The organism is Microbacterium aurantiacum, from assembly GCF_002872075.1.
In the GTDB taxonomy this organism is placed as follows: domain Bacteria; phylum Actinomycetota; class Actinomycetes; order Actinomycetales; family Microbacteriaceae; genus Microbacterium; species Microbacterium aurantiacum_A.
The window spans coordinates 141,232-163,513 of sequence record NZ_PGGU01000006.1 but is presented as its reverse complement, the minus strand read 5'-3'; the positions used below and the strand labels follow the sequence as shown (position 1 = coordinate 163,513).

The 22,282-nt window shown below is 69.3% G+C and carries 25 protein-coding genes and 1 tRNA gene; 17 read left to right on the top strand and 9 right to left on the bottom strand.

Features of this window, described 5'->3' with window-relative positions:
- Positions 1-14 precede the first annotated feature (14 nt).
- The gene (locus tag CUR96_RS06175; RefSeq protein ID WP_102192414.1) at positions 15-1,055 is read left to right on the top strand and encodes a LacI family DNA-binding transcriptional regulator; all 1,041 of its coding nucleotides are present in this window, start codon (positions 15-17) and stop codon (positions 1,053-1,055) included.
- On the opposite strand, the gene CUR96_RS06170 is transcribed toward CUR96_RS06175, so the two are convergent.
- Positions 1,036-1,506: a DUF4442 domain-containing protein gene (locus CUR96_RS06170; RefSeq protein WP_102192413.1), complete on the bottom strand. Its 471-nt coding sequence runs from the start codon at positions 1,504-1,506 to the stop codon at positions 1,036-1,038. The two genes, CUR96_RS06175 and CUR96_RS06170, sit on opposite strands and share 20 nt — an antisense overlap.
- Positions 1,507-1,618: 112 nt before the next feature.
- Here CUR96_RS06170 and CUR96_RS06165 point away from each other — a divergent pair, with 112 nt between their 5' ends.
- The 9 genes from CUR96_RS06165 (at position 1,619) to CUR96_RS06125 (ending at position 10,175) form a co-directional block, all read left to right on the top strand.
- A complete protein-coding gene (locus CUR96_RS06165) occupies positions 1,619-2,029 on the top strand; it encodes a GntR family transcriptional regulator (protein WP_102192412.1) in 411 nt (136 codons plus the stop codon).
- Positions 2,026-3,087 carry a DUF1648 domain-containing protein gene (locus CUR96_RS06160; RefSeq protein ID WP_102192411.1) on the top strand — a complete coding sequence of 354 codons (1,062 nt, stop codon included), beginning with the start codon at positions 2,026-2,028 and terminating at the stop codon, positions 3,085-3,087. The genes CUR96_RS06165 and CUR96_RS06160 overlap by 4 nt, the downstream gene beginning before the upstream one ends.
- Entirely contained in the window at positions 3,084-4,037 is a 954-nt protein-coding gene (locus CUR96_RS06155) for a CPBP family intramembrane glutamic endopeptidase (protein WP_102192410.1), read from the top strand. The genes CUR96_RS06160 and CUR96_RS06155 overlap by 4 nt, the downstream gene beginning before the upstream one ends.
- A gap of 31 nt (positions 4,038-4,068) precedes the next feature.
- Complete coding sequence (locus CUR96_RS06150) at positions 4,069-4,728, top strand: O-methyltransferase (protein WP_102192409.1); 660 nt, start codon at positions 4,069-4,071, stop codon at positions 4,726-4,728.
- Between the two features lie 101 nt (positions 4,729-4,829).
- Entirely contained in the window at positions 4,830-6,110 is a 1,281-nt protein-coding gene (eno, locus tag CUR96_RS06145; RefSeq protein ID WP_102192408.1) for a phosphopyruvate hydratase, read from the top strand.
- 36 nt (positions 6,111-6,146) lie between these two features.
- A complete protein-coding gene (locus CUR96_RS18755) occupies positions 6,147-6,752 on the top strand; it encodes an FtsB family cell division protein (protein WP_245861096.1) in 606 nt (201 codons plus the stop codon).
- 53 nt (positions 6,753-6,805) lie between these two features.
- Positions 6,806-7,348: a DUF501 domain-containing protein gene (locus tag CUR96_RS06135; protein ID WP_102192407.1), complete on the top strand. Its 543-nt coding sequence runs from the start codon at positions 6,806-6,808 to the stop codon at positions 7,346-7,348.
- 2 nt (positions 7,349-7,350) lie between these two features.
- On the top strand, positions 7,351-8,637 hold the full coding sequence (locus CUR96_RS06130; protein WP_102192406.1) for a S8 family serine peptidase: 1,287 nt from the start codon (positions 7,351-7,353) through the stop codon (positions 8,635-8,637).
- A gap of 38 nt (positions 8,638-8,675) precedes the next feature.
- On the top strand, positions 8,676-10,175 hold the full coding sequence (locus CUR96_RS06125; protein WP_102192552.1) for an NAD(P)/FAD-dependent oxidoreductase: 1,500 nt from the start codon (positions 8,676-8,678) through the stop codon (positions 10,173-10,175).
- Positions 10,176-10,264: 89 nt separating this feature from the next.
- Here the strand turns inward: CUR96_RS06125 and CUR96_RS06120 are convergent, their stop codons facing one another.
- Positions 10,265-11,179 (bottom strand): alpha/beta fold hydrolase, encoded by a 915-nt coding sequence (locus CUR96_RS06120; RefSeq protein ID WP_180968957.1) that lies wholly within the window; start codon positions 11,177-11,179, stop codon positions 10,265-10,267.
- A gap of 76 nt (positions 11,180-11,255) precedes the next feature.
- Here CUR96_RS06120 and CUR96_RS06115 point away from each other — a divergent pair, with 76 nt between their 5' ends.
- Positions 11,256-11,915, top strand: a complete 660-nt coding sequence (locus CUR96_RS06115; RefSeq protein WP_102192404.1) for a TetR family transcriptional regulator C-terminal domain-containing protein — start codon at positions 11,256-11,258, stop codon at positions 11,913-11,915.
- Positions 11,916-11,929: 14 nt separating this feature from the next.
- Here the strand turns inward: CUR96_RS06115 and CUR96_RS06110 are convergent.
- Positions 11,930-12,002, bottom strand: a tRNA-Leu gene (locus tag CUR96_RS06110).
- Positions 12,003-12,115: 113 nt separating this feature from the next.
- Here CUR96_RS06110 and CUR96_RS06105 point away from each other — a divergent pair.
- From CUR96_RS06105 to CUR96_RS06095, 3 genes are all read left to right on the top strand, one after another.
- Positions 12,116-13,366 (top strand): alanine racemase, encoded by a 1,251-nt coding sequence (locus CUR96_RS06105; RefSeq protein ID WP_102192403.1) that lies wholly within the window; start codon positions 12,116-12,118, stop codon positions 13,364-13,366.
- A complete protein-coding gene (locus CUR96_RS06100) occupies positions 13,363-14,676 on the top strand; it encodes a D-arabinono-1,4-lactone oxidase (RefSeq protein WP_102192402.1) in 1,314 nt (437 codons plus the stop codon). Before CUR96_RS06105 ends, CUR96_RS06100 begins: the two co-directional genes overlap by 4 nt.
- A 91-nt stretch (positions 14,677-14,767) precedes the next feature.
- Positions 14,768-15,334, top strand: a complete 567-nt coding sequence (locus tag CUR96_RS06095) for a LemA family protein (RefSeq protein ID WP_102192401.1) — start codon at positions 14,768-14,770, stop codon at positions 15,332-15,334.
- Positions 15,335-15,358: 24 nt separating this feature from the next.
- Here the strand turns inward: CUR96_RS06095 and CUR96_RS06090 are convergent, their stop codons facing one another.
- Positions 15,359-15,835, bottom strand: a complete 477-nt coding sequence (locus tag CUR96_RS06090) for a hypothetical protein (protein WP_102192400.1) — start codon at positions 15,833-15,835, stop codon at positions 15,359-15,361.
- Positions 15,832-17,091, bottom strand: a complete 1,260-nt coding sequence (locus tag CUR96_RS06085; protein WP_102192399.1) for a winged helix-turn-helix domain-containing protein — start codon at positions 17,089-17,091, stop codon at positions 15,832-15,834. Before CUR96_RS06085 ends, CUR96_RS06090 begins: the two co-directional genes overlap by 4 nt.
- An 89-nt stretch (positions 17,092-17,180) precedes the next feature.
- Here CUR96_RS06085 and CUR96_RS06080 point away from each other — a divergent pair, with 89 nt between their 5' ends.
- Together CUR96_RS06080 and ilvA are read left to right on the top strand one after the other, a co-directional pair.
- Entirely contained in the window at positions 17,181-18,377 is a 1,197-nt protein-coding gene (locus CUR96_RS06080; protein WP_102192398.1) for an AI-2E family transporter, read from the top strand.
- Complete coding sequence (gene ilvA / locus CUR96_RS06075; RefSeq protein ID WP_102192397.1) at positions 18,374-19,603, top strand: threonine ammonia-lyase; 1,230 nt, start codon at positions 18,374-18,376, stop codon at positions 19,601-19,603. The genes CUR96_RS06080 and ilvA overlap by 4 nt, the downstream gene beginning before the upstream one ends.
- Before the next feature lie 76 nt (positions 19,604-19,679).
- On the opposite strand, the gene greA is transcribed toward ilvA, so the two are convergent.
- Together greA and CUR96_RS06065 are read right to left on the bottom strand one after the other, a co-directional pair.
- Positions 19,680-20,168 (bottom strand): transcription elongation factor GreA, encoded by a 489-nt coding sequence (gene greA, locus CUR96_RS06070; RefSeq protein WP_102192396.1) that lies wholly within the window; start codon positions 20,166-20,168, stop codon positions 19,680-19,682.
- A 95-nt stretch (positions 20,169-20,263) separates the two neighbouring features.
- Positions 20,264-20,650 (bottom strand): DUF4307 domain-containing protein, encoded by a 387-nt coding sequence (locus tag CUR96_RS06065; RefSeq protein ID WP_102192395.1) that lies wholly within the window; start codon positions 20,648-20,650, stop codon positions 20,264-20,266.
- A gap of 68 nt (positions 20,651-20,718) precedes the next feature.
- On the opposite strand from CUR96_RS06065, the gene CUR96_RS06060 reads away from it, so the two are divergent.
- A complete protein-coding gene (locus CUR96_RS06060; protein ID WP_102192394.1) occupies positions 20,719-21,009 on the top strand; it encodes a hypothetical protein in 291 nt (96 codons plus the stop codon).
- A 6-nt stretch (positions 21,010-21,015) separates the two neighbouring features.
- Here CUR96_RS06060 and CUR96_RS06055 read toward each other — a convergent pair whose 3' ends face one another.
- Positions 21,016-21,786: an SDR family NAD(P)-dependent oxidoreductase gene (locus tag CUR96_RS06055; RefSeq protein ID WP_102192393.1), complete on the bottom strand. Its 771-nt coding sequence runs from the start codon at positions 21,784-21,786 to the stop codon at positions 21,016-21,018.
- 1 nt (position 21,787) lies between these two features.
- Positions 21,788-22,261, bottom strand: coding sequence for an S-ribosylhomocysteine lyase (locus tag CUR96_RS06050; RefSeq protein WP_102192392.1), 474 nt, complete (start codon positions 22,259-22,261; stop codon positions 21,788-21,790).
- Positions 22,262-22,282: the final 21 nt, after the last annotated feature.

The window sequence follows — 22,282 nt, the reverse complement described above, 5'->3', positions numbered from 1 at the left end:
GCGGAGGCCCGCGAATGCGTGCACGCCCCGGCCGCGTCACGATCTACGACGTCGCGGCGCGCGCGGGCGTGAGCATCTCCACGGTGTCACTGGCGGTGAGTTCGCCGCACCGCGTGCGGGTCGAGACCCGTGAGCGCATCGTGGAGGCGGCCACGGCGCTCGGCTATCGCATGACTGAGGGGCGACGCATCGGCGCCGCGCGCATCGCCGTCGCCGCCCCGTTCACGACGTATCCGTCGTATCTGCGTCGCCTGTCCGGAATGCTGCGCCGAGCCCGCGACGCTGCGGTCGACATCATCCCGTACGACCTGGATTCCGCCGCGGCCGCCGATGAGCCGCTGCTCGATGTGCTGCCCACCCGCACCGATGTCGCCGCGCTCGTGGTGATGGGGGTGCCGCTCGGAGGCGCCGCGCGCCGTGCCAGCAGGGCGGCGCGCATCCCGATCGTCTACGTCGACGTCGTGCCGACCAGGGCGGACGTCGGTGGCCCGGTCGTGCTCGTGGACGATCACGAGGGAGGCGCGCAGATCGGGCGTCATCTCGCGGGCCTCGGCCACCGCCGGGTGCTCTTCGTGCACGAGCCGCAGCGCTCGCCGTCGTATGTGTCGGCGGGGATGCTCCGCATCGACGGCCTTTCGCAGTACGTCGATGTCGTATCCCTCGCCATCGACGGGCCTTCGTCGGTCGATGAGCGAGTGCTCCGTGCCAGGACAGACGCCGGCTCGACGGCGATCGTCGCCAATCACGACCAGTTCGCTGCGGCCATCCTGTCCCGCCTGCGCTCGGCTTCCGGTACTGCTCCGGTCGCCGTCGTCGGGTACGACGACGGCGAAGTCGCCGCCGCGCTGGATCTCACGACCGTACGGCAGCCGTTCGAGGAGAGCGGGCGCACCGCCCTCGAACTGGCGCTCGGATTGGCGTCCGGAGCGGGGTCCGCGCACGAGACGCTCCGGCTCGCCCCGAGTCTGATCGTCCGATCGTCGTCCGTGCCGGCTCCTTCGGGCTTCGCCTCCGGCGGCGCCCGCGATGCGGAGATCAGCCGCGAGTCGCGGTGACCCGCTTCTTCTCGCGGATGTACACCTCGCGGCGCACCTTCGCCACGACATCGCCGTCGCGATCGGTGATGACCGTCTCGAACCACTCGAGCACCTTCGCGCCGCCGCGCGCACTCTCACGGATCTCCGCGACCTTCTCCGGGCTCACCGCGAACTCCGCGGTGAGAACGCCGCGACCCGGCTTGAGGAACTCGATCTCGCCGCGGGTGTCCCACACCACGTAGTCGCGGCCCAGCTGGTGCATGACGAGCATGAAGAAGTACGGGTCGGTCATCGCCGACATCGACCCGCCGAAGGCGGTCTTGACGTAGTTGCGGGTGAGCACGTTTACGTGAAGCTCCACGGTCGCGTGCGTCCAATCGTCGCTGAAGCGACGGATGCGGATGCCGCTGAACAGGTTCGGGATCCAGAGGCTCATGCCGATGGCGAGGCGGCGGGGAGTGATGCGCATGGCGCCAGTGTGGCTGACGTACCGCATCCCGACAAACATGGATGGAGAGTTCCCACAGTTGTTATAGTTCGAGTAGAATTAGTAGAAGTTCGAACCCGGGGGAGGAGGCGTGATGCTCGTCAGGATCGATGCCGACAGCTCCCGCCCGCTCTACGACCAGGTCGCCGCCTCCGTACGAGCGGACATCCTCGCGGGAACTCTCACACCGGGCCATCGCCTCCCTGCGGCGCGCGAGGTGGCCGACGCGCTGGACATCAACCAGCACACCGTCCTGCACGCATATCAGCAACTCCGTGACGAGGGGCTCGTCGACCTCCGCCGAGGCCGGGGAGCGATGGTGGCGGCATCCGCTGCACCGCTCGCCGAACTCGCCCACGACATCGCCGAGCTGGTGCAGCGCGCGGCGTCGCTCGGCGTCTCGGCCGAGACTCTCGCGGCGATCGTGCAGGCCCATCGGCGCGACACATCGCGCCCGCGCACGTCCCGAGGAACGCGGGAACCTCGAGAGGAGATCTCACCGTGACCACCGACGACCTCTCCCGCACACCTCCCGCGCAGCTGCGCCGGGCGCGCTTCGTCTTCCTTCTCGCCGCGGTCGCCGTTCCCGTCGTGTTCACGTCGATCGGGGTCGCCATATGCGCGACATGGATCCCCGAGGTGCCCGATCCGGTCGTCACGCACTGGAGCGCGGGCGGTGCAGACGGCTTCGGGCCGCCGTCGACATACATCTGGCTGGGGGTGGGCCTCGGGCTCGCGCTCCCTCTCCTCATGGCGATCATCACGCTCGCCGCGGTGGGTGCGCACTGGGGAGGGGCAGCGCGGATGATGGGCGCGCTCGCCGCAGGGCTGTCCGCCTTCGCCGCAGCGCTGACCGCCGGATCGCTCGGCATCCAGCGCGGGCTGCCCGACGCCACGCAGGCCCCCGGTATCGGCGGCGTGGTCCTGCTGTCGTTCACGGCACTGGTCGTCGTCGCCGCGGTGGCGTGGGTGGTACAGCCGCACGTGCGGCCGGAGCGGGGCCGCACTCTCGAACCGCGTCAGGCGGTGCGCGTCTCGGACGGCGAACGCGTCGTCTGGATCGCGACGACCACCATGCCGCGGGCGGCGCTCGCCGGCGTGACCGTGCTGATGCTCGCGCTGGCCGCGCTGGCGGTGTACATGCTCGCGATCGGGGTGGCAGGAGCGTGGGTCGTGACCTTCGCCGTTCTCGTCGTCGGAGCGGCACTCTCCACGACAGCCGCCTTCCGCGTGCGCATCACCCCCGAGGGACTCGCAGTGCGCTCACTGACCGGCTGGCCGCGTGCAAGGATCCCGCTCGAGCAGATCGACTCGGTTCGCGCGGTCGACATCTCGCCCTTCGGCGAGTTCGGCGGCTGGGGGTGGCGGATCGCCGTCGACGGCCGAACGGGTATCGTCATGCGGCGAGGAGCCGCGATCGAGGTGACCAGGCGAGATGGCCGATCATTCGTCATCACCATCGACGGCGCGGAGGAGGCGGCCGCCCTCCTGCAGGCATACGTCGATGCGGCCGGTCGAGATCGAGCCGCGACAGAGGCGGAATCCGGAGAAGGAGCACCATGACCAGAACATCCACCACCCCAGCGACCCGCATCGCGTGGCCCGCGACCCTCGCGTTCATCGTGCTCTCCTGCGCCCTCGCGTGGCTGGTCGCCCTGCCTCTCTGGCTCGGCGACGGCCTCGCCGAGCCGTCCACCGGCGTCCTGCTGCCGGTGATGATGTACACCCCGGCCGTCGCCGCCCTCATCGTCGCCCTCGTGATGCGCGTGCCGGCGCGCGGCGACCGCCTCCGGTTCTTCGGACTGTGGCCGCTGCGTCCGGCGAAGCGGGTGATCTGGCTCATCGTGCTCGGCTGGCTCGCACCGCCGGTGCTCGTGGCCATCAGCATCCTGCTCTCGGGGGCGCTGGGCTGGGTGCAACTCGACTTCACCTTCGCCGCATTCGCGGCCGAGATCGAGAAGGCGCTGCCGGCAGGAACGCCGGTGCCGCCGGTCGGCGTGATCGTGGTCGCTCAGCTCGCGTCCATTCCGCTCGCGGCTCTCTTCAACAGCCTCTTCGCGTTCGGCGAGGAGATCGGCTGGCGGGGCTGGCTCGTTCCCGCGCTGCGCCCGCTCGGCACATGGCCCGCGCTGATCCTCAGCGGCATCATCTGGGGCGTCTGGCACTCTCCGGTCATCCTGCTCGGATACAACTTCGGTCGCACCGACATCTCCGGCGTGCTGTTCATGATCGCCGGATGCGTCGCATGGGGTGTGCTGCTCGGCTGGTTGCGGCTGCGCTCGGCCTCCGTGTGGCCCGCTGTCATCGCGCACGGCTCGCTGAACGCGTCCGGCGGGATGATCGTGATCTTCGCCGCCGCGCAGCCGGACCTCGCGCTCGCCGGCCCCCTGGGGGTTGCGGGCTGGATCGTGCTCGCCCTCGTGACCGCGGTGCTCGTGGTCACCGGTCAGTTCCGCAACCAGCCCGAACTCGCCGACGCCCCCGGCCGGCTTCTCTCACAACCGCGCCCTTGACGCCGGCCGTCCGCCGGGATTGTCTGGAGTCATGCAATCGACACCTGCCGCCTGGGCGGACGCGGACGTCTATCTCGCCGACACGCTCGTCGGCCACGACCCCGCACTGGAGGCGGCGCTCGGGGCCCAGCAGGCGGCGGGACTCCCGCACATCGAGGTCGCGCCTGTCGCGGGCAAGCTGCTGAACCTGATCGCGCGGATGAGCGGCGCTCGCCGCGTGCTGGAGATCGGCACGCTGGGCGGGTATTCGACCATCTGGCTGGCCAGAGCCGTCGGTGAGGGCGGAAGCGTCATCACGGTCGAAGCGGAATCGCGCAACGCCGCGATCGCGCGCGCGAGCATCGACGCCGCCGGTGTCGGCGAGCGGGTGGACATCCGCGTCGGTCGCGCAGCCGACGTCCTGCCGACGCTCGTCGGCGGTTTCGACCTCGTGTTCATCGATGCCGACAAGGAGTCCAACACGATCTACCTCGACTGGGCCGCCAGGCTCGGCCATGCCGGCACGGTTGTCGTGCTCGACAACATCGGCCGGGAGGGCGAGATCGTGCGCGACGACAGCACCGATCCGATGGTCGTCGGCACCAGGGATGCGCTGCGGATGCTGGGGGATGACCCCCGCTTCGACGCGACCGCTCTGCAGACCGTGGGCATCAAGGGCTGGGACGGCGTCGCGCTCGCGCTCGTCGTGTGATCGCGGAGTACGAGTCCCCGGGCCGAGACGGCGAGCGGGCTAGACTGGGCGCGGATCGACGTCGCTCCACCACACCTTTTCCCTGAGCAAGGAGCACATTCGTGGCACTGATCGAGGCTGTAGGCGCACGCGAGATTCTCGACTCGCGAGGTAACCCGACCGTGGAGGTGGAGGTACTCCTCGACGATGGCATCGTCCAGCGGGCCGCCGTCCCCTCCGGTGCATCCACCGGCGCCTTCGAGGCGTACGAGCTGCGTGACGGTGACAAGACCCGTTACAGCGGCAAGGGCGTGCTCAAGGCCGTCGAGGCGATCATCGACGAGCTCGGCCCGGCCATCGAGGGCGTCGAGGCGAGCGAGCAGCGCGTCATCGATGAGATCCTCATCGAGGTCGACGGCACCGAGAACAAGAAGCGCGTCGGTGCCAACGCCATCCTCGGCGTCAGCCTCGCAGTGGCCAAGGCCGCAGCGGACTCCGCGGATCTGCCGCTGTTCCGCTACCTCGGCGGCCCGAACGCGCACGTGCTGCCCGTTCCGCTGTTCAACGTCATCAACGGCGGCGAGCACGCCGACAACGGCATCGACATGCAGGAGTTCTTCCTCGCGCCGATCGGCGCAGAGACCTACTCCGAGGCCCTGCGCTGGGGAGTCGAGACCTACCACGTGCTGCGCGCGGAGCTGAAGGCGGCGGGTTACGCCACCGGCCTCGGCGACGAGGGCGGCTTCGCCCCCGACCTGCCCAGCAACCGCGAGGGCCTCGACTTCCTGGTCAAGGCGATCGAGAAGGCCGGCTTCAAGCCCGGCACCGAGATCGCCCTCGGCCTCGACGTCGCAGCGACGGAGTTCTTCAAGGACGGCGTCTACCGTCTGGACAGCAAGGACTGGTCAGGACCCGAGCTGATCGAGTACTACGTCGGCCTGATGAACGACTTCCCGATCGTCACGATCGAGGACGCCCTCGCCGAGGACGACTGGGACAACTGGAAGCTCCTCACGGACGCGCTCGGCTCGAAGGTGCAGCTCGTCGGCGACGACCTGTTCGTCACCAACCCGGAGCGCCTGGCCGACGGCATCCGCCGCGGTGTCGCCAACTCGCTGCTGGTCAAGGTCAACCAGATCGGCACGCTCTCCGAGACGCTCGACGCGGTCAGCCTGGCGCAGCGCTCCGGCTACACGGCGATGCTTTCGCACCGCTCGGGTGAGACCGAGGACACCACGATCGCCGACCTCGTCGTCGCGACGAACTCGGGTCAGATCAAGGCGGGTGCGCCTGCTCGCAGCGAGCGCGTCGCGAAGTACAATCAGCTTCTGCGCATCGAGGAAGAGCTGGGGGATGCCGCGGTCTTCGCCGGTCGTTCCGCCTTCCCGCGCTACCAGGGCTGAGCACAGCTGAGACAGAGACGACACCGAGGAGGAGCCGTGGCACGACGACCGGCTCCTCCTTCGGCGTCTCCGGGCGCTTCGAAGCCGACGCCTCCGAAGAAGACCGCTTCCCCATCCTCGAAGCGGCCGTCGAAGAAGGTCGCCACCGGCGCGACGCCCGCGCGGGGGAATCGCGCTCGTCCGGCTTCCGCCCGTGGCGCCGGCGGCCCGAGTGTCGATGTGCGCGAATGGGCGTCCGGCATCCGCCTCTCGGCGTTCTCCGTGATCATGCTGTCGCTGGTCGTGCTCGGCGCGTGGGTGCTCGTTCCCACCCTCGGCACGTTCATCGACCAGCGTCAGAAGATCGCGGCGCTCGAGGCGTCCGTGCAGGTCAGCGAAGACGAGATCGCGGCGCTCGAGAAGGAACGCGAACGCTGGCAGGATCCGGCCTACATCACGACCCAGGCACGCGAGCGCCTGTACTACGTCAAGCCAGGCGAGGTCGTCTACCTCGTCGACAACGATCTCGACCCTGCTGCTCTTCCGCAGGAGCAGGAGCCGGTCAGCGACACCCTGGAGGAGAAGCCGGCCGACTGGATGTCGCAGCTGCTGCGCACGCTCACCTCGAGCGGTCTTGCGGAGAACGCGGCCGTCGCCCCCTGATCGTCGGCGTGCGCTCCGAGCATCCTCCAGGTTGCCTCCCCTACGCTGGAAGGGTGACTACGCCGCCATTCCCCGCCCCCACGCCTGCCGAACTCGCCGTGGTGTCGGCGCAGCTGGGCCGTCAGGCCAGGGGCGTGCTCGGGATCGCCGCGCGCTGCGCCTGCGGCAATCCCACAGTCGTCGCGACGACACCTCGACTGCCCGATGGCACGCCGTTCCCGACGTTCTACTACCTGACCCACCCGGCGGCCACCGCCGCGATGTCGACTCTCGAGGCGACTCAGGTGATGCCGGAGCTCGCGGCGCTCCTCGCCGACGATGACGACATCGCGGCGGCGTACCTGGCCGCCCATGAGGCGTATCTCGCCGATCGCGCCCAGTTCGGCGAGGTCGCCGAGATCGACGGGATCTCCGCCGGAGGGATGCCGAACCGCGTGAAGTGCCTGCACGCCCTCGCCGGGCACGCGCTCGCGGCCGGACCCGGTGTGAACCCCATCGGCGATGAGGCGCTCGCGCGCTCGTCGTGGTCTGCCGCGCAGTGCCGATGCGACGACCCCGGCGCGGCGACGCGGGGTGCCGGAGCGACGGCGACATGAGCATGCGGGTGCTGCGCACGACCGTCGCCGCGGCGATGGTCGCGGCATCCGTCCTGCTCCTGGGGGCGACGATCCCGCCGGGGCCCGTCCCGGACAACCCCGCCGACCCGGTGCGCGCTTCGGAGTACTGGCTCGACGGCGCCCGCATCCGCGAGGCATGGCAGACGACGCGCGGCAAGGGCGTCACGATCGCCGTGATCGACACCGGCATCGCGAAGGTGCCGCAGACGTTCGGCGATGCCGTCATCGGCGGCACCGACGTCTCGGGCAGCGGCACCCCGGACGGACGCACGCCGCTGGGCGCCGTCGACGGGAACCACGGATCATGGGTGGCGTCACTGGCCGCAGGGCGCGGAGCCGCGGACGGCACCGGCATGATCGGGGTCGCCCCCGAGGCGAATCTGCTCTCGATCTCGGTCGGCTTCGGCGCCGCCGCCGCTGTTCCCTTCGCCGAGCAGGTGGCGAAGGGGATGAAGTGGGCGGTCGACAACGGCGCCGACATCATCAATCTGTCGTTCACCACGAACACCCTGGAATGGGACCGGAGCTGGGACGAGGCCTTCCTCTACGCCTTCGAGCACGATGTCGTCGTCGTGGTCGCCGCGGGCAACCGGGGGAGCGGCACGAGCATCATCGGCGCTCCCGCGACGATCCCCGGCGTGCTCACAGTCGGGGGGGTCGACCAGACCGGCACGGCGAGCGTCGAGGCCTCGACGCAGGGCATCACCATCGGCATCTCGGCCCCCAGCGAAGGCCTGCTCGGCGTCTCCGCAGACGGCAAGGTGGCGTGGTGGCGAGGAACCAGCGGCGCCGCGCCGATCGTCGCGGGCATCGCAGCGCTCGTGCGGTCCGCGCATCCCGATCTCGATGCCGCGAACGTGATCAACCGCATCATCAAGACCGCGATCCCGGTCGACGGCGCGAAGAAGCCCAGCGATCCCCTCTACGGCTACGGGCTGGTCGATGCGGCCGCCGCGATCTCGACAGATGTGCCGTCCGTCGACAAGAACCCCATGGGAGATCTCGCGGAGTGGGTGCGCCTGCACCGCCGCGCGGCCACGGAACCGCAGCCCGAGCCGGAGGTCACGCCGGTGAGCGTGCCGCCGCTGCCGGCCGCGGACCCGCCGACCGAGGCGGGGTCGCCGTTGCTTCCCAGTGCCGAGTCGTTGCGTTACGGTACCCTCCCGCTCATCGCGCTCACAGTCCCTGGTATCCTGGTGGGGCTTGGCGTCACCGCAGCTGCCCGGCGCATCCGATCAGCGCGCGCGAGTCGCACGCCAAAATCCTGACTCCGAGGAGTTGTCCCCCTGTGCCTCAGAACAGCACTGTGCCCAAGATTCTGATCGTCGGCGGAGGTTACGCAGGTTTCTACACGGCGTGGAAGCTCGAGAAGCAGCTCCGCAAGGGTGAAGCCGACGTCACCATGGTCGACCCGCTGCCGTATATGACCTACCAGCCGTTCCTGCCCGAGGTCGCCGCCGGCTCCATCGAGGCGCGGCACTCGGTGGTCGCGCACCGTCGTCACCTGAAGCGGACGCACGTCGTCACCGCGAAGGTCACGAAGATCGACCACGCCGGCAAGGTCGCGACGATCACGCCGCCCGAGGGCGAGCCGTACGAGTTCGCGTACGACCAGATCGTGGTCACCGCGGGTGCCGTCTCGCGGACCTTCCCGATCCCGGGCATCGCCGACAACGCGATCGGCCTGAAGACCATCGAGGAGGCCGTCGCGATCCGCGATCGCCTGATGTCGAACTTCGACAAGGCGGCGTCGCTGCCTGCCGGCCCGGCTCGTGACCGTCTGCTCTCGGTCGTGGTCGTCGGTGGCGGCTTCGCCGGCATCGAGGTGTTCGCGGAACTGCGTTCGCTGGCGTCGTCGCTGGTCGGCAAGTACCCGCAGCTGACCTTCGACGACACGCACTTCCACCTGATCGAGGCGATGGGGCGGATCATGCCCGAGGTCTCGCTGAAGACCAGCGAATGGGTGCTCAAGGACCTCGCGAAGCGCGGCGCCTACGTGCACCTCGACACGCAGGTCACCGGTGCGATCGACGGCAACGTCGAGCTCTCCACCGGCGAGGTCATCCCGACCGACCTCATCGTCTGGACCGCCGGCGTCATGGCCAACCCGACCGTCGTCCGCGGCGGCGACCTCCCCATCGAGGAGCGCGGTCGCATCCAGACCCGTGCCGATCTGCGCGTGGGTACAGCCGACGAGTTCGTCGAGGGCGCCTGGGCTGCCGGTGACGTCTCGGCCGTCCCCGATCTCTCCGGTGGCGGTGTCGGCGGCTACTGCGTGCCGAACGCCCAGCACGCGGTGCGCCAGGCGAAGCTTCTCGCCAAGAACATCGTCGCCGTCCTTCGTGGTGAGGACCCCAAGGAGTACTTCCACAAGAACATGGGCGCTGTGGCAGGTCTCGGTCTCTACAACGGCGTCTTCCAGTCCGGGAACATCGCGCTGAAGGGCTTCGTCGCCTGGATCGCGCACCGTGGCTACCACGGCCTCGCGATGCCGACGTGGGAGCGCAAGCTCCGCGTGGTGTGGGGCTGGGTGAACAACTTCTTCCTCGGTCGCGACCTCGTGAACCTGCAGACCGTGCAGAACCCGCGCTACGTGTTCGAGGAGTTCGCCTCCCGCCCGCGTCCGGCGGCGGATGCGGCACCTGCCGCTCCTGCGGCGAAGGCCGAGCCTGTCAAGGCCGAGGCGGTCAAGGCGGAGCCGGCGAAGGCTGAGCCCGTGAACGCGGAGGCTGCCGACGCTGCACCCGCCAAGAAGGCCCCGGTCAAGAAGGCCCCCGTGAAGAAGACCGTGAACGCCGACGCGTGATCGTCTGAACGACCGCGAAGAGCCCGCCCGAGATCCGTCTCGGGCGGGCTCTTCCGTATGCTCGGCGCGAGTTCGAGCACGGCATGTCGTCAGCGTCGGTCGAAGGCCATGTCCGGCTCGACCTCGTCGACAGGGAGTGCGTCGGCGACGGCCGAGAGCCCGCCGGTGACGAAGGCGGTCACCGCGTCGAGCGTGACGTCGGAGGCCAGCACGCGCGTGTGGCCGAAGCCGGAGGTGCGCACCATCCGAGAACGCCCGTCATGCGCCGCGTGCAGACGCTGAGCGTCGGTGTCCGGCATTCGCCGGTCATACCGGTCATGCACGACGAGGAGTTCCGTCTCCGATGGCAGAGGATGCGTCACGGCGTCGTAGCGCCGCGCAGCGGACGCCTCGTCCTCGTGCAGGCGCGCCTGGAATCGCGTTCTCACCTGCGCGGCGGTGCGGGGGTTCAGGCCGAAGTCCTTCGCGAACTCCGCGATATACGGGTCGGGGTGCCCCACCGCCGAGATGACGGCGACGAGTCCGGTGGGCATCGACGAACGGGCCAGCGTCAACGCAGCCAGGCCGCCCATGGAATGGCCGACGACGGCATGGAACGGACCGTGGCTTTGCTGGAGCGTCTCGGCGGCGGCGAGCCAGTCGCGCATGTCCGTGGGGCCACCGCTGGAGCGTCCGTGTGCGGGGGCATCGAAGGAGACGACGCGGAAGCCCTCCGCGACGAGTTCGCGGACCAGCGGAGCGAACTGCGATGCTCGTCCGCGCCAGCCGTGGATCAGCAGCACGGTGCGTTCGCCGGATCCCCACGCGTAGCTGACGATCTCCCGCCCGCGTACCGTGAATCGCATCCGCTCGGCGGCGAGATCCGAGGCGGCATCCGCGGGGCGGATCTCGATGCGAGGTGTCGTCACGAAGAAGAGCCGAAGCGCGATGAGCCCGGCGAGTGCCGGAGACAACACGGCGATCGCGCGGAGACCCCGGCCGACGAATGTGGAGAGTGTGGACACGGCGACTCCTTCTGAAATGAATACGTACGATCGTTCGTGCATAGACTATGCGATCGATCGTTCGTACACTAGGGGCATGGCAGATCCCGTAGTCCTGGACGGCCGACGCGTGCGTGGCGATGCCTCGCGTCGATCGGTTCTGGAGAGCGCGACCGATCTCGCATCCGTCGACGGACTCGACGGGCTGACGATCGGGCGTCTGTCGGAGGCATCGGGTCGCAGCAAGAGCAGCATCGCCACTCTGTTCCGAGGCAAGGAAGGTCTGCAACTGGCCACCGTGCTCGCGGCGAGGGAGATCTTCTTCACGGCGATCGTGGAACCCGCCCGCGCGGAACCGCGGGGCGTGCGGCGCATCGCCGTGCTCATGAGGAACGCGCTGCTGTACTCCAAGGACCGGGTGTTCAGCGGGGGCTGCTTCTTCGCGGCGACGTCGGCGGACGTCGACTCGAAACCGGGTCCGGTCAATGCCGCCGTGCGCGCGGCGATCGACGACTGGCATGGCTACGTCACGGCGCAGGTCGCCGCTGCGATCGGCGCCGGGGAACTCTCCATCGCCGCGCAGGAAGCCGATCAGCTCGCTTTCGAGCTGATCGCCTTCGACGATGCCGCCAACTCCCGGTCCCTCCTGACGGGAAGCAGTGAGCCCTATCGGCGGGCGGCGGCGGCGATGCGCACACGACTGATCGCGGCCGGGGCTGATCCGGCGCTCCTCGGCCCGCTCGGCATCGACGAGTGATCCTGGAAGCCCGGTGCCCCCGCTGGGACTCGAACCCAGACTGAAGCGATTTTAAGTCGCCTGCCTCTGCCATTGGGCTACGGGGGCCGCACCGCCAGCCTACCGACGAGGCGGCGGCATCCCGGCAGATGCAGCGTCGCGAAAGAGACGCAGTCCCGATGAAGATGAATCCGGGTCCATGGAGGTCGTAGTGTGGGGGAGTGCTCGACCTCACCGCCGAAATGAGCCCCACAGCTGACGCTGGCCGTTCGATCGCCCCCGAATGGGAGGATCCTGCCCGGTACTGGCCCCGGCTCACCGCCGCCACGGCCCACCTGCCCGCCCCGGTGGCGGTGATCGACTTCGATGCGCTGCGCTACAACGCGATGGATCTTCTGGTGCGCTCCGGCGGGCTCCCGATCCGGGTCGCCTCGAAGTCCGTGCGCGTGCGCGCGGTGCTCGATGCCGTTCTCCAGCTGCCGGGATTCCGCGGCATCCTGGCGTTCACCCTCGCCGAGGCGCTGTGGCTGTGCGAGACGCACGAGGACATCGTGCTCGGGTACCCGACGGTCGACCGCGTGAACCTGCAAAGGCTCGCTGCCGATGAGGTCGCGGCGAGCCGGATCACATTGATGGTCGACGATCCCGCCCAGCTCGATCTCATCGACAGCGTGGCCGCACCGGGGCGGCGCCCGGAGTTCAGGGTCGCCGTCGATGCGGACGCCTCGCTGCGATCCGCCGCACTCGGGCACATCGGCGTGCGTCGCTCCGCGCTGTTCTCCGCCGGTGAGGTCGCCGCCTTCGCCAGGGCGATCGTCCGACGGCCGGGGTTCCGGCTCGTGGGACTGCAGATGTACGAGGCGCAGATCGCCGGGCAGGGAGACGACGCGGGTCCGGACGCGCCGCTGATCCGGATGGTGCAGGCGCGCTCGCGAACCGAGCTGCGCGGACGCCGGGCGGCGATCGCCACCGCCCTCGCCGAGATCGCACCGCTCGAATTCCTCAACGGAGGCGGCACCGGGTCGCTCGAGTTCTCCGGCAGCGACGAGGCGCTCACCGAGGTGAGCGCGGGCAGCGGGCTGCTCGGCGGGCACCTCTTCGACGGGTACCGCTCCTTCCAGCCGGCGCCGGCATCGGCCTTCGCCTTCGACGTCGTCCGTCGCCCCGCTCCTGACATCGCGACGGTCCTTGGCGGGGGATGGATCGCGTCGGGGCCGGCGCTCGCCTCGCGCCAGCCGCTGCCGGCATGGCCGCAGGGACTGCGAACACTGCCCCGCGAGGCCGCCGGCGAGGTGCAGACACCGCTCCAGGGGCGAGCCGCAGCGCAGCTCCGGCTCGGAGACCGGGTGTGGTTCCGGCACGCCAAGAGCGGCGAGCCCGCTGAGCGGATCGACCGATACCACCTCGTCGCGGGCTCCGAGATCGTCGCTGACCTGCCGACCTACCGTGGCGAGGGGAAGGCGTTCCTGTGACGAGGATCGGCGGCACCTGGAGCAACTGGGCGCGCACCACGCAGATCACGCCGCTGCGCATCGAACGCCCGCGGACACCGGAGGGCGTGCAGCGCGCGGTGCGAGCGGCGGTGGCACAAGGCCTCACCGTGAAAGCGGTCGGTGCCGGACACAGCTTCACGGGCATAGCGGCGGCACCCGGCGTACTGCTCGAGCTCGACGACATGCAGGGGCTGGTGATGGCGGATGCCGGGAGCGGCCGCGTCACGCTGCTCGCCGGCACGCGGCTGCACCGGGTCCCCCGGCTGCTCGCCGCGTGCGGTCTCGCGATGCAGAACCTCGGTGACATCGATCGCCAGTCGATCGCAGGCGCGATCTCGACGGGTACGCACGGCACCGGCGCCCGGTTCGGAGGTCTCGCCGCGCAGGTCGTCGGAGTGACGATGATCACCGCGGCGGGAGATTTCCTGCGCGTCGACGAAGAGCAGAACACCGAGATGCTCCCGGCGGTGGCACTCGGACTGGGCGCGCTCGGGATCATCGTCGAGGTGACCCTGCAATGCGTGCCGGCGTTCGTCATGCACGCGATCGATGAGCCCGTTCCGCTGGCGGACGTGCTGGCGACGCTCGACGATCGCGTCGCGGCATCCGATCACTTCGAGTTCTACTGGTTCCCGCACACCGACGTCGCCTTGACCAAGAGGCAGACGCGGTTGCCGGAGTCCACCGTGCGACGGCCGCTCCCGGTCGTCGGCAAGTGGATCGATGAGACGCTGCTCTCCAACGGCGTCTACCGCGTCGTCTGCGCAGCGGGTCAGGCTGTTCCCGCGATCACGCCGCCGTTCAACCGCCTGGCCGTGAAACTGACCGGTGATCGCGTGTACACGGACCGCTCGCATCGCGTGCTGACGCAGAACCGGAACGTGCGCTTCCGCGAGATGGAGTACGCGCTTCCCGCAGAGAACGTGGTGTCCGCGTTCCGCACGGTTAAGGAGCTGATCTCCCAGAGGGGCTGGCGCATCGAGTTCCCGATCGAGGTGCGCTTCGCCGGTGAGGACGATCGCTGGCTGTCCACGGCCCATGGCCGGGCGACCGGCTACATCGCCGTGCATCGGTTCTGGCGCGCCGACCACACCGCGTACTTCGACGCCGTCGAGCAGATCATGCTCGAGCACGGCGGGCGGCCGCACTGGGGAAAACTCCACTCCCTCGACGCCGGGCAGCTGCGGGAGCGCTATCCGCGTTTCGACGATTTCCGCGCGCTGCGCGACCGGCTGGACCCCGACCGCCGTTTCGGCAACCGCCATCTCGAGCGCGTGCTCGGCGACTGATCGTCCTTCCCGCCTGCGCGGCCTGTGCACCCAGTCCACGCGCAGACTGCGCGACTAGGATGAGAGAAATTCGAGGAAGGGTGGCCTCCGCATGGAGTGGCTCGTGCCGGTACTGATCGTCGTCGGAGTGATTCTGCTCATCGGAATCTACCTCTGGGCCACTTACAACTCGCTGGTGCAACTCAAGATCCGTGTCGACGAGGCCTGGAGCGGCATCACCGTCCAGCTCAAGCGCCGAGCCGATCTCATCCCGAATCTCATCGAGACCGTGAAGGGCTACGCCTCGCACGAGAAGGCGGTCTTCGAGAACGTCACCCGCGCGCGCGCGGAGACGCTGTCCGCGGAGAGCCCCGGGGCGGCCGGAATCGCCGAGGGGCATCTGCAGCAGGCCCTGCGGAGCCTGTTCGCCGTAGCCGAGGCCTACCCCCAGCTGCAGGCCAGCCAGAACTTCCTCCAGGTGCAGCAGGCGCTGGTCGACACGGAGGACAAGATCCAGGCCGCCCGACGCTTCTACAACGGCGGCGTGCGGGAGCTGAACACGAAGATCAAGGTGTTCCCGAACAACCTGTTCGCGCGTGGTCTCGGCTTCACCGAGCGCGAGTTCTTCGAGGTCGCCGACACGGGTGCGATCTCCGAGCCTCCGCGCGTGCAGTTCTGACGGCACCCTGAGCTCGTCGAATGGTCACCAGACCGAGATCTCGACCCCTTCGTCGGTGACATCGACGTCGCCGCGTACCGCCCAGTCCTCGCTGCGGTAGGTCACGCTGCGCGAAGTGCCGTCCTGCCCTGTGCCCGTCACAGTCGCGATGAGGACGCCCCCTTCCGCGACGAATCCCTCGCCTTGGATCTCGGCGGTCGGCAGCTGCTCGATGCGATATCGAATGCCGGACACGGCCGAGAACTCAGCGCCCCACGGGATGCGGATGCCGCAACCTTCCGGTGGGGTGTCGCTTCTGCTCTCGGCGCACTGCTCCAGGTGGTCGTCGACAAGGACCTGCACCTGCTCGGCGGAGGCCGCCGTCGGTGACGGCGAGGGCAGGGGAGAAGGGCTCTCGACGACGCTGGGCACGGTCGAGGACTGCCAGATCCAGACCGACGCGCCTCCGAGCAGCACCGCAGCGACGACCGCGCCGATGATCCAGGAGCGGCGCCCGGTCATCCGCCGTTCTCCCGGGGATGCAGGTGTCGGGCGACGGTCGTGCCTCCGAGGGCCGACAGCGCGCGATGCAGGCTGTCGGCGGCGTCGCCCCATCCGGAGACCGAGACGTGCTCCAGACCCTGCCAGGAGGCGGCCAGGGCGAGTTCGATCGCGATCGCGGCCGCGTCCTCCGGGCGGGCCTGCGGCTCCCACCAGGCGGATTGCACCCGCAGTGTGGAGGCGGCCCGGTCTGCCTTGAGATCGACGCGGGCGACGATCCGGTCGCCGACCAGGACCGGCAACGAGTAGTAGCCGTACCGGCGCCTGTCCGCGGGCACGTAGATCTCGATGCGGTAGTCGAGTTCGAAGACCCGCAGCGCTCGGTCGCGGAACCACACCACGGGGTCGAACGGCGTGAGGACGGCCGCGGCATCCACCCGCCGGGGCAGCACCGCGTCGCGGTGCCTCCACGACGGGACGGCCCGCCCGGCGCGCTCCCAGCCGCGCACGGCGACTGGCACGAGCTCTCCAGCGTCGACGAGCTCGGCGATGGCCTGCGAAACCGCAGCGCGATCACGCAGCCGGTAGTAGTCCGCGAGGTCGGCCTGCGTGGCCACGCCCGACGACCTGGCGGCGCGGCGCACGAGCTCGCGGATCGCGTCGGCGCGCGGGATCTTCTGCGAGCGGATGCCGTCGGGGATCACCTGCTCCGCGAGGGCGTAGGTGCGCTCGAAACCGCGTCGTCCGCTGATCGCGACGTCGCCCGTGCGCCACATGTGCTCCAGCGCGACTTTCACGTCATCCCAATCCCACCAGGTGCCGCGCTCACGTGGCGCATCCTCCCGGAGATCCGCAGGGCGCAGCGGTCCGCGGGTGCGGAGTTCGTCCTGCACCCAGCGCAGGGTCCGGGCGTTGGCACTCATCCAGGAGTCGCCGTCCGACCACCGACGGCGGAAATCGTCCATCCGGAACTGCCAGAGCGGCCAGTCCTCGACGGGGATGAACGTGGCCTCGTGAGCGAGGTACTCGACGTAGTGCGTGGTGCGCGAGAGGAAGATCCTGTCCAGCAGGGCGGGATCGTACGAGCCGAGCCGGGAGAACAGCGGCAGGTAATGGGAGCGCGCGAAGACGTTGACCGAGTCGATCTGCAGCACGCCCAGCCGGTCCATGACCCGGTGCACGTGGCGCGCGCTGACCGATGCCGGACGCGATCGGGTGAACCCCTGGGCGGCCAGCGCCATCCGGCGTGCCTGGGCGGAGCTGAGGTTCTCGGTCACCTCGCCAGCGTATCGCCGGGCGCCGACATCGCCGGTCTGCAGGCGGCCGGCGTCAGCAGCCCCACGGGCGCGCGCTCTAGACTGACCGGATGAGCGACGAGCTGCGACCACGACTGAGAGACATCCTCCGTCCGCGTCCGATCTCGACCGATCGAACGGTGACGACCGAAGCCGATCAGGCTGTCCCGTTCGGGCTGCGCGTCGGGGCCGGATACGCCTGGCGGCTGCTGATACTGGCCGCCGCGATCGGCGTGTTCATCTGGCTGGTCATCACGCTCAAGCTCCTGGTGATCCCGCTCATGGTGGGCATTCTCATCACCGCCCTGCTGTGGCCGGCATTCGAATGGATGCTGCGCATGCGCTTCCCGCGGTGGCTGGCCGTGGCGCTGTCGATCCTCGGCACGCTCGCGATCGTCACGGGTCTGATGTGGCTGGTCGTGTGGCAGATCCGGGTGGAGCTTCCGGATGTCCAGGCGAGCACCGCGGTCTCGATCGAGAACTTCCAGGACTGGCTCCGCGAAGGACCGCTGCACTTGACAAGCGACCAGATCAGCGACTACCTCGTGCAGGCTCAGGCTCTGATCGAGGAGCAGGGGCAGGCGCTGTGGTCCGGAGCCCTTGCGGTCGGCTCCACCCTCGGGCACGTCGTCACCGGTGCGCTGCTCTCCCTCTTCGTGCTCGTCTGCCTCCTCGCCGACGGCGCGGGAATCTGGCGGTGGACCGTCAGGATCTTCCCCCGCAATGCCCAGCCGGCCATCGACGGAGCTGCGCGCAACGGCTGGAAGACCATCGTCAACTACGCCAGGACCCAGCTGTTCGTGGCCACGATCGACGCGATCGGAATCGGGCTCGGAGCGTTCCTGCTGCAGGTGCCGCTCGCCCTTCCCGTGGCGGTCCTGGTGTTCCTCGGCTCCTTCATCCCGATCGTCGGAGCGGTCGCGACCGGCGCGATCGCGGTCTTCCTCGCCCTGGTCTACAACGGCCCGTGGATCGCGTTGTGGATGCTCGTGGTCGTTCTCGGCGTGCAGCAGGTCGAAGGACACATCCTGCAGCCGATCCTGATGGGATCCGCCGTGAAGGTGCATCCGCTCGCCGTCGTCCTCGTGGTGGCGGGAGGCGCGATGATCGGCGGGATCCCCGGCGCCCTGTTCGCCGTCCCGCTCGCGGCATTCGTCAATGTCGTCGCCGTGACGCTGACCTCCGGGTCGTGGCGAACAGGAGCCGTGCCGAGCGGCGATCTGATCTGGAGCACAGTGCCGCGACAGCGGCGGAGGAGCAATCGATGACCGCGGTTCCCAGTCTGGCCGAGTTCGAGGAAGCAGCACGCAGCCTCGTCGACGTGATCACCCACACGCCGACGCTGCCCTCCCGGGCGGTCTCCGACGTGCTCGGTGCGCCGGTGCTGCTGAAGATGGAGAACCTGCAGCGGACCGGATCGTTCAAGATCCGCGGCGCCGCCTACCGTCTCTCCCGGCTCACCGCCGAAGAGCGCGCGCGCGGCGTTGTCGCGGCATCCGCGGGCAATCACGCGCAGGGAGTCGCACTCGCCGCCCAGGCGCTCGGGATCTCCGCGACGATCTTCATGCCTCTCGGCGTTCCGGTGCCGAAGCTCCTCGCCACCCGCGGTTACGGGGCGGATGTCGTCCTCGAAGGCGAGACCGTGGCGACTTCGCTGCGTCTGGCCGCCGATTTCGCCGAACGCACCGGCGCCGTCCTCATCCATCCGTTCGATCACCGTGATGTGGTGATCGGCCAGGGGACCCTCGGCCTCGAGCTTCTCGAGGACGCCCCGGACGTCGACACCATCGTGCTGGGCATCGGCGGCGGTGGCCTCATCGCCGGCGTGGCGGCCGCGGTCAAGGCGCGTGCCGCGCAGCTCGGCCGCGAGGTCCGGATCATCGGGGTGCAGGCAGAGAACGCCGCGGCGATGCCGCCGTCGCTGGAGGCCGGGCATCCGGTCGACATCGTGACCCGGCCGACCATCGCCGACGGCATCCTCGTCGCGCGTCCTGGGGCGATCCCGTTCGACATCATCAAGGACCTGGTGGACGAGGTCGTCACCGTCTCCGACGACGACCTGGCGCGCGCCATCCTCGTGCTCCTCGAGCAGGCGAAGGTCGTCGTGGAGCCGGCCGGTGCCGCGGGAGTCGCGGCGATCCTGGCCGGCAAGGTGTCGGCCACCGGCGTGACCATGGCCGTGCTCTCCGGCGGGAACATCGATCCGCTGCTCCTGCAGCGCGTCGTGTCGCACGGGCTCGCCGCCTCCGGCCGCTACCTCACGCTCCGCGTTCCTCTTCCCGACCGCCCCGGGCAGCTGGCGCGCGTGTCCGAGCTCATCGCCGAGGCGGGGGCGAACGTCATGGAAGCCATGCACACCCGGCACGGGCACGGCCTGCAGATCAGCGAGGTCATCCTCGAGCTCAGCGTCGAGACGCGGGGGCCGGAGCATTCCGAGCACACGCTGGACACGCTGCGCCGCGCGGGTTTCGAACCAGTCGTCGTCCCGGACTGAGTCCGGCGGTACTCTATCGGCAGACGAATGCCCCCGGATCCGCGGATCCGGGGGCGTTCGTGCGGATGGGGCCGGCTCAGCCGGTGTACGTCTCCACGTTGACGATCTCGACCGCGATCGACTTGCCGTTCGGTGCCTCGTAGGAGGACTTCTCGCCGACCTTGAGGCCGAGGATGGCCTGCCCGAGCGGGCTCGCCTCGCTGTAGACGTCGAGGTCGCTGCCTGCGGCGATCTCGCGGCTGCCGAGGAGGAACACCTCTTCACCGCCGGCCACGTTCGCGGTGACGACGGTGCCGGGCTCGACGATGCCGCGGCTGGCCGGCGCCTCGCCGACCTTGGCCGTCTTCAGCAGGCCCTGCAGGGTGCGGATGCGCGCCTCCTGCTTTCCCTGCTCGTCCTTGGCGGCGTGGTAGCCGCCGTTCTCCTTGAGGTCGCCCTCTTCGCGGGCCGCTTCGATGCGCTTCGCGATCTCCTCGCGCCCGGTGGTGGACAAGTGCTCCAGCTCGGCGACGAGCCGGTCATACGCTTCCTGCGTGAGGAAGGGAACCTGAGCGTCGATGGACATGACGAAGCTCCTTCTGTCGGTATCCGCCGACGTTCCGCGGGGGATATGCCAAGACGCCCCGGCACGTGCCAGGGCGTCGTCTGTGTGGCTCGAGTCTAAGCGACCCAGCAGGTGTTCACCAAACCTGTCGTGGCCTCTGCGACCGTGGGGATGCTCTCCGAAAGAGTTCGCGCGTGGCCCTCGCCTGCGGGGATCTCGACCACTTTCCAGCCCACCACGCCGAACTCCTCGTCGAGGGCCTCGAGGACGCAGACGACGTCTTTCCCCTGCACGCCCGTGATCTGGAACCGCAGGTCGACGCGGTGCTCGTCGACGAGATCGAAGCCGAGATCATCGGCATCCACCGAGCTCATCGACTGGCTCACGGTCGACCAGCTCAGGGCGCCGACGGCGAGAACGGCGATGGCCCCGCCGATGATCCACGGCATCCGCCGCCGACGGGTGCGTCCGTAGCGTTCGTCGAGCTCTCGTGCGGTCGTCACAGTAGGGGTCTTCCGGTCGTTAGGCTGGTGGTTCCAGGTTATGCGACCTGCGCACGAAAGGCGGACTCATGCTCGTTCTGACCGGGACCGAGACTCCGATGCCGACGCCGACGATGACGGTCGCGCCGGAAGCGGTCACCCCCGGGTTCGTCGGCTTCGCGGCGATCGTGATCGTGCTGATCGCCGTCGTGCTGCTGATCTGGGACATGAACCGCCGCATCCGCAAGGTCCGCTACCGCGAAGAGGTGCGCGCGGAGCTCGATGCCGAAGAGGCGGCACGCGCAGCCGATGACGCCACCGAGACCGATGCCGGTCTCCCGATCACGCGTGAGGGCGACGATGACCCGCGCCGCACCTGACCCGCATCAGTGCATCGTCATCCCGCCGGTGACGTTCAGGCCCTGACCTGTCATGTAGCTCGAGAGATCGCTCGCCAGGAACAGCGCCACACCGGCGACGTCCTGCGGGGTCCCGGTGCGTCCGAGGGGCACCTGGGAACGGTCTTCGTCGGCGACCTCCTCCGCGGTCATGCCTCGGATGGCTCCGCCCTCGATGCGCTCACGATGCTTCATCGGCGTCTCGATGATCCCGGGGCAGATCGCGTTCACGGTGATCCCATGCCCCGCGAGCTCCACGGCCATCGTCTTCGTCACCCCGAGCACAGCATGCTTGGATGCCACGTACGCGGTCATACCGCGATAACCGTTCTTGCCGGCCTGTGAAGCGATGAACACGATCCGGCCGGTCCGGCCCGCCGACACGAGGCGCTTCGCCACGTGCTTGGCCACGAGGAACGATCCCTTCGCGTTCACATCCAGATTGCGGTCCCAGTCGCTGCCGGAAGTCTCGACCGCGAAGCCCAGCGTCGACGTGCCGGCCGCCGTCACGACGATGTCGACAGGCCCGAAGCGTTCATCGATCGCCGTGACCGCCGCCTCGACGGCGGCTTCGTCGGAGACGTCGAGGCGCAGCGTCCATTCCCGGTCACGTCCGGCGAGCAGTCCGCCCTCGGGGGCGCTGAGATCGGCGCTCACCACGGTCGAGCCTTCACCGAGGAAGGCGTCGACGATGCCGGCGCCGATGCCGCTGGCGCCGCCGGTCACCAGCACGACGCGCCCGCGCAGCTCGTCGAACATGTCAGACGCCGACGCGCGTGAAGGCGTCGAGGCTGATGCCCTGCTCGAGGATGAGCTTGGACCATTCACGGGCGCTGTGCAGGCTGTGGTCGCGGTAGTTGCCGCAGCTGACGGCGTCGACGCCGGGGATCTGCTCCCACGTGATCTCCTCGGCGATCGCCGTGAGGCTCTCGCGCACGGCCGCGACGACATCGGCGACGGTGGGCTCGCCCCAGGTGATCAGGTGGAATCCCGTGCGGCAGCCGAAAGGCGAGATGTCGATGATGCCGTCGAGCCGGTCGCGGAGCAGGCTCGCCAGCAGATGCTCGATCGTGTGCAGTCCGGCAGTGGGGATCTCGCCCTCGTTCGGCTGCACGAACCTCACGTCGAAGTTCGAGATCGCGTCGCCGCTCGGCCCGCGCTCGACCGCGATGCGGCGGATGTAGGGGGCGCGGACGGCGGTGTGGTCGAGCGTGAAGCTCTCGACATCGGCCATGGGGTCTCCTTCGGTTGAGGG

What these genes read in the sequence shown, in the direction of transcription:
- CUR96_RS06175 (WP_102192414.1), top strand. Translation starts at nt 15, where the DNA reads ATGCGTGCACGCCCCGGCCGCGTCACGATCTACGACGTCGCGGCGCGC.
- CUR96_RS06170 (WP_102192413.1), bottom strand. Translation starts at nt 1,506, where the DNA reads ATGCGCATCACTCCCCGCCGCCTCGCCATCGGCATGAGCCTCTGGATC.
- CUR96_RS06165 (WP_102192412.1), top strand. Translation starts at nt 1,619, where the DNA reads ATGCTCGTCAGGATCGATGCCGACAGCTCCCGCCCGCTCTACGACCAG.
- CUR96_RS06155 (WP_102192410.1), top strand. Translation starts at nt 3,084, where the DNA reads ATGACCAGAACATCCACCACCCCAGCGACCCGCATCGCGTGGCCCGCG.
- CUR96_RS06150 (WP_102192409.1), top strand. Translation starts at nt 4,069, where the DNA reads ATGCAATCGACACCTGCCGCCTGGGCGGACGCGGACGTCTATCTCGCC.
- CUR96_RS06130 (WP_102192406.1), top strand. Translation starts at nt 7,351, where the DNA reads ATGCGGGTGCTGCGCACGACCGTCGCCGCGGCGATGGTCGCGGCATCC.
- CUR96_RS06115 (WP_102192404.1), top strand. Translation starts at nt 11,256, where the DNA reads ATGGCAGATCCCGTAGTCCTGGACGGCCGACGCGTGCGTGGCGATGCC.
- CUR96_RS06095 (WP_102192401.1), top strand. Translation starts at nt 14,768, where the DNA reads ATGGAGTGGCTCGTGCCGGTACTGATCGTCGTCGGAGTGATTCTGCTC.
- CUR96_RS06090 (WP_102192400.1), bottom strand. Translation starts at nt 15,835, where the DNA reads ATGACCGGGCGCCGCTCCTGGATCATCGGCGCGGTCGTCGCTGCGGTG.
- CUR96_RS06080 (WP_102192398.1), top strand. Translation starts at nt 17,181, where the DNA reads ATGAGCGACGAGCTGCGACCACGACTGAGAGACATCCTCCGTCCGCGT.
- ilvA (WP_102192397.1), top strand. Translation starts at nt 18,374, where the DNA reads ATGACCGCGGTTCCCAGTCTGGCCGAGTTCGAGGAAGCAGCACGCAGC.
- greA (WP_102192396.1), bottom strand. Translation starts at nt 20,168, where the DNA reads ATGTCCATCGACGCTCAGGTTCCCTTCCTCACGCAGGAAGCGTATGAC.
- CUR96_RS06060 (WP_102192394.1), top strand. Translation starts at nt 20,719, where the DNA reads ATGCTCGTTCTGACCGGGACCGAGACTCCGATGCCGACGCCGACGATG.
- CUR96_RS06055 (WP_102192393.1), bottom strand. Translation starts at nt 21,786, where the DNA reads ATGTTCGACGAGCTGCGCGGGCGCGTCGTGCTGGTGACCGGCGGCGCC.
- CUR96_RS06050 (WP_102192392.1), bottom strand. Translation starts at nt 22,261, where the DNA reads ATGGCCGATGTCGAGAGCTTCACGCTCGACCACACCGCCGTCCGCGCC.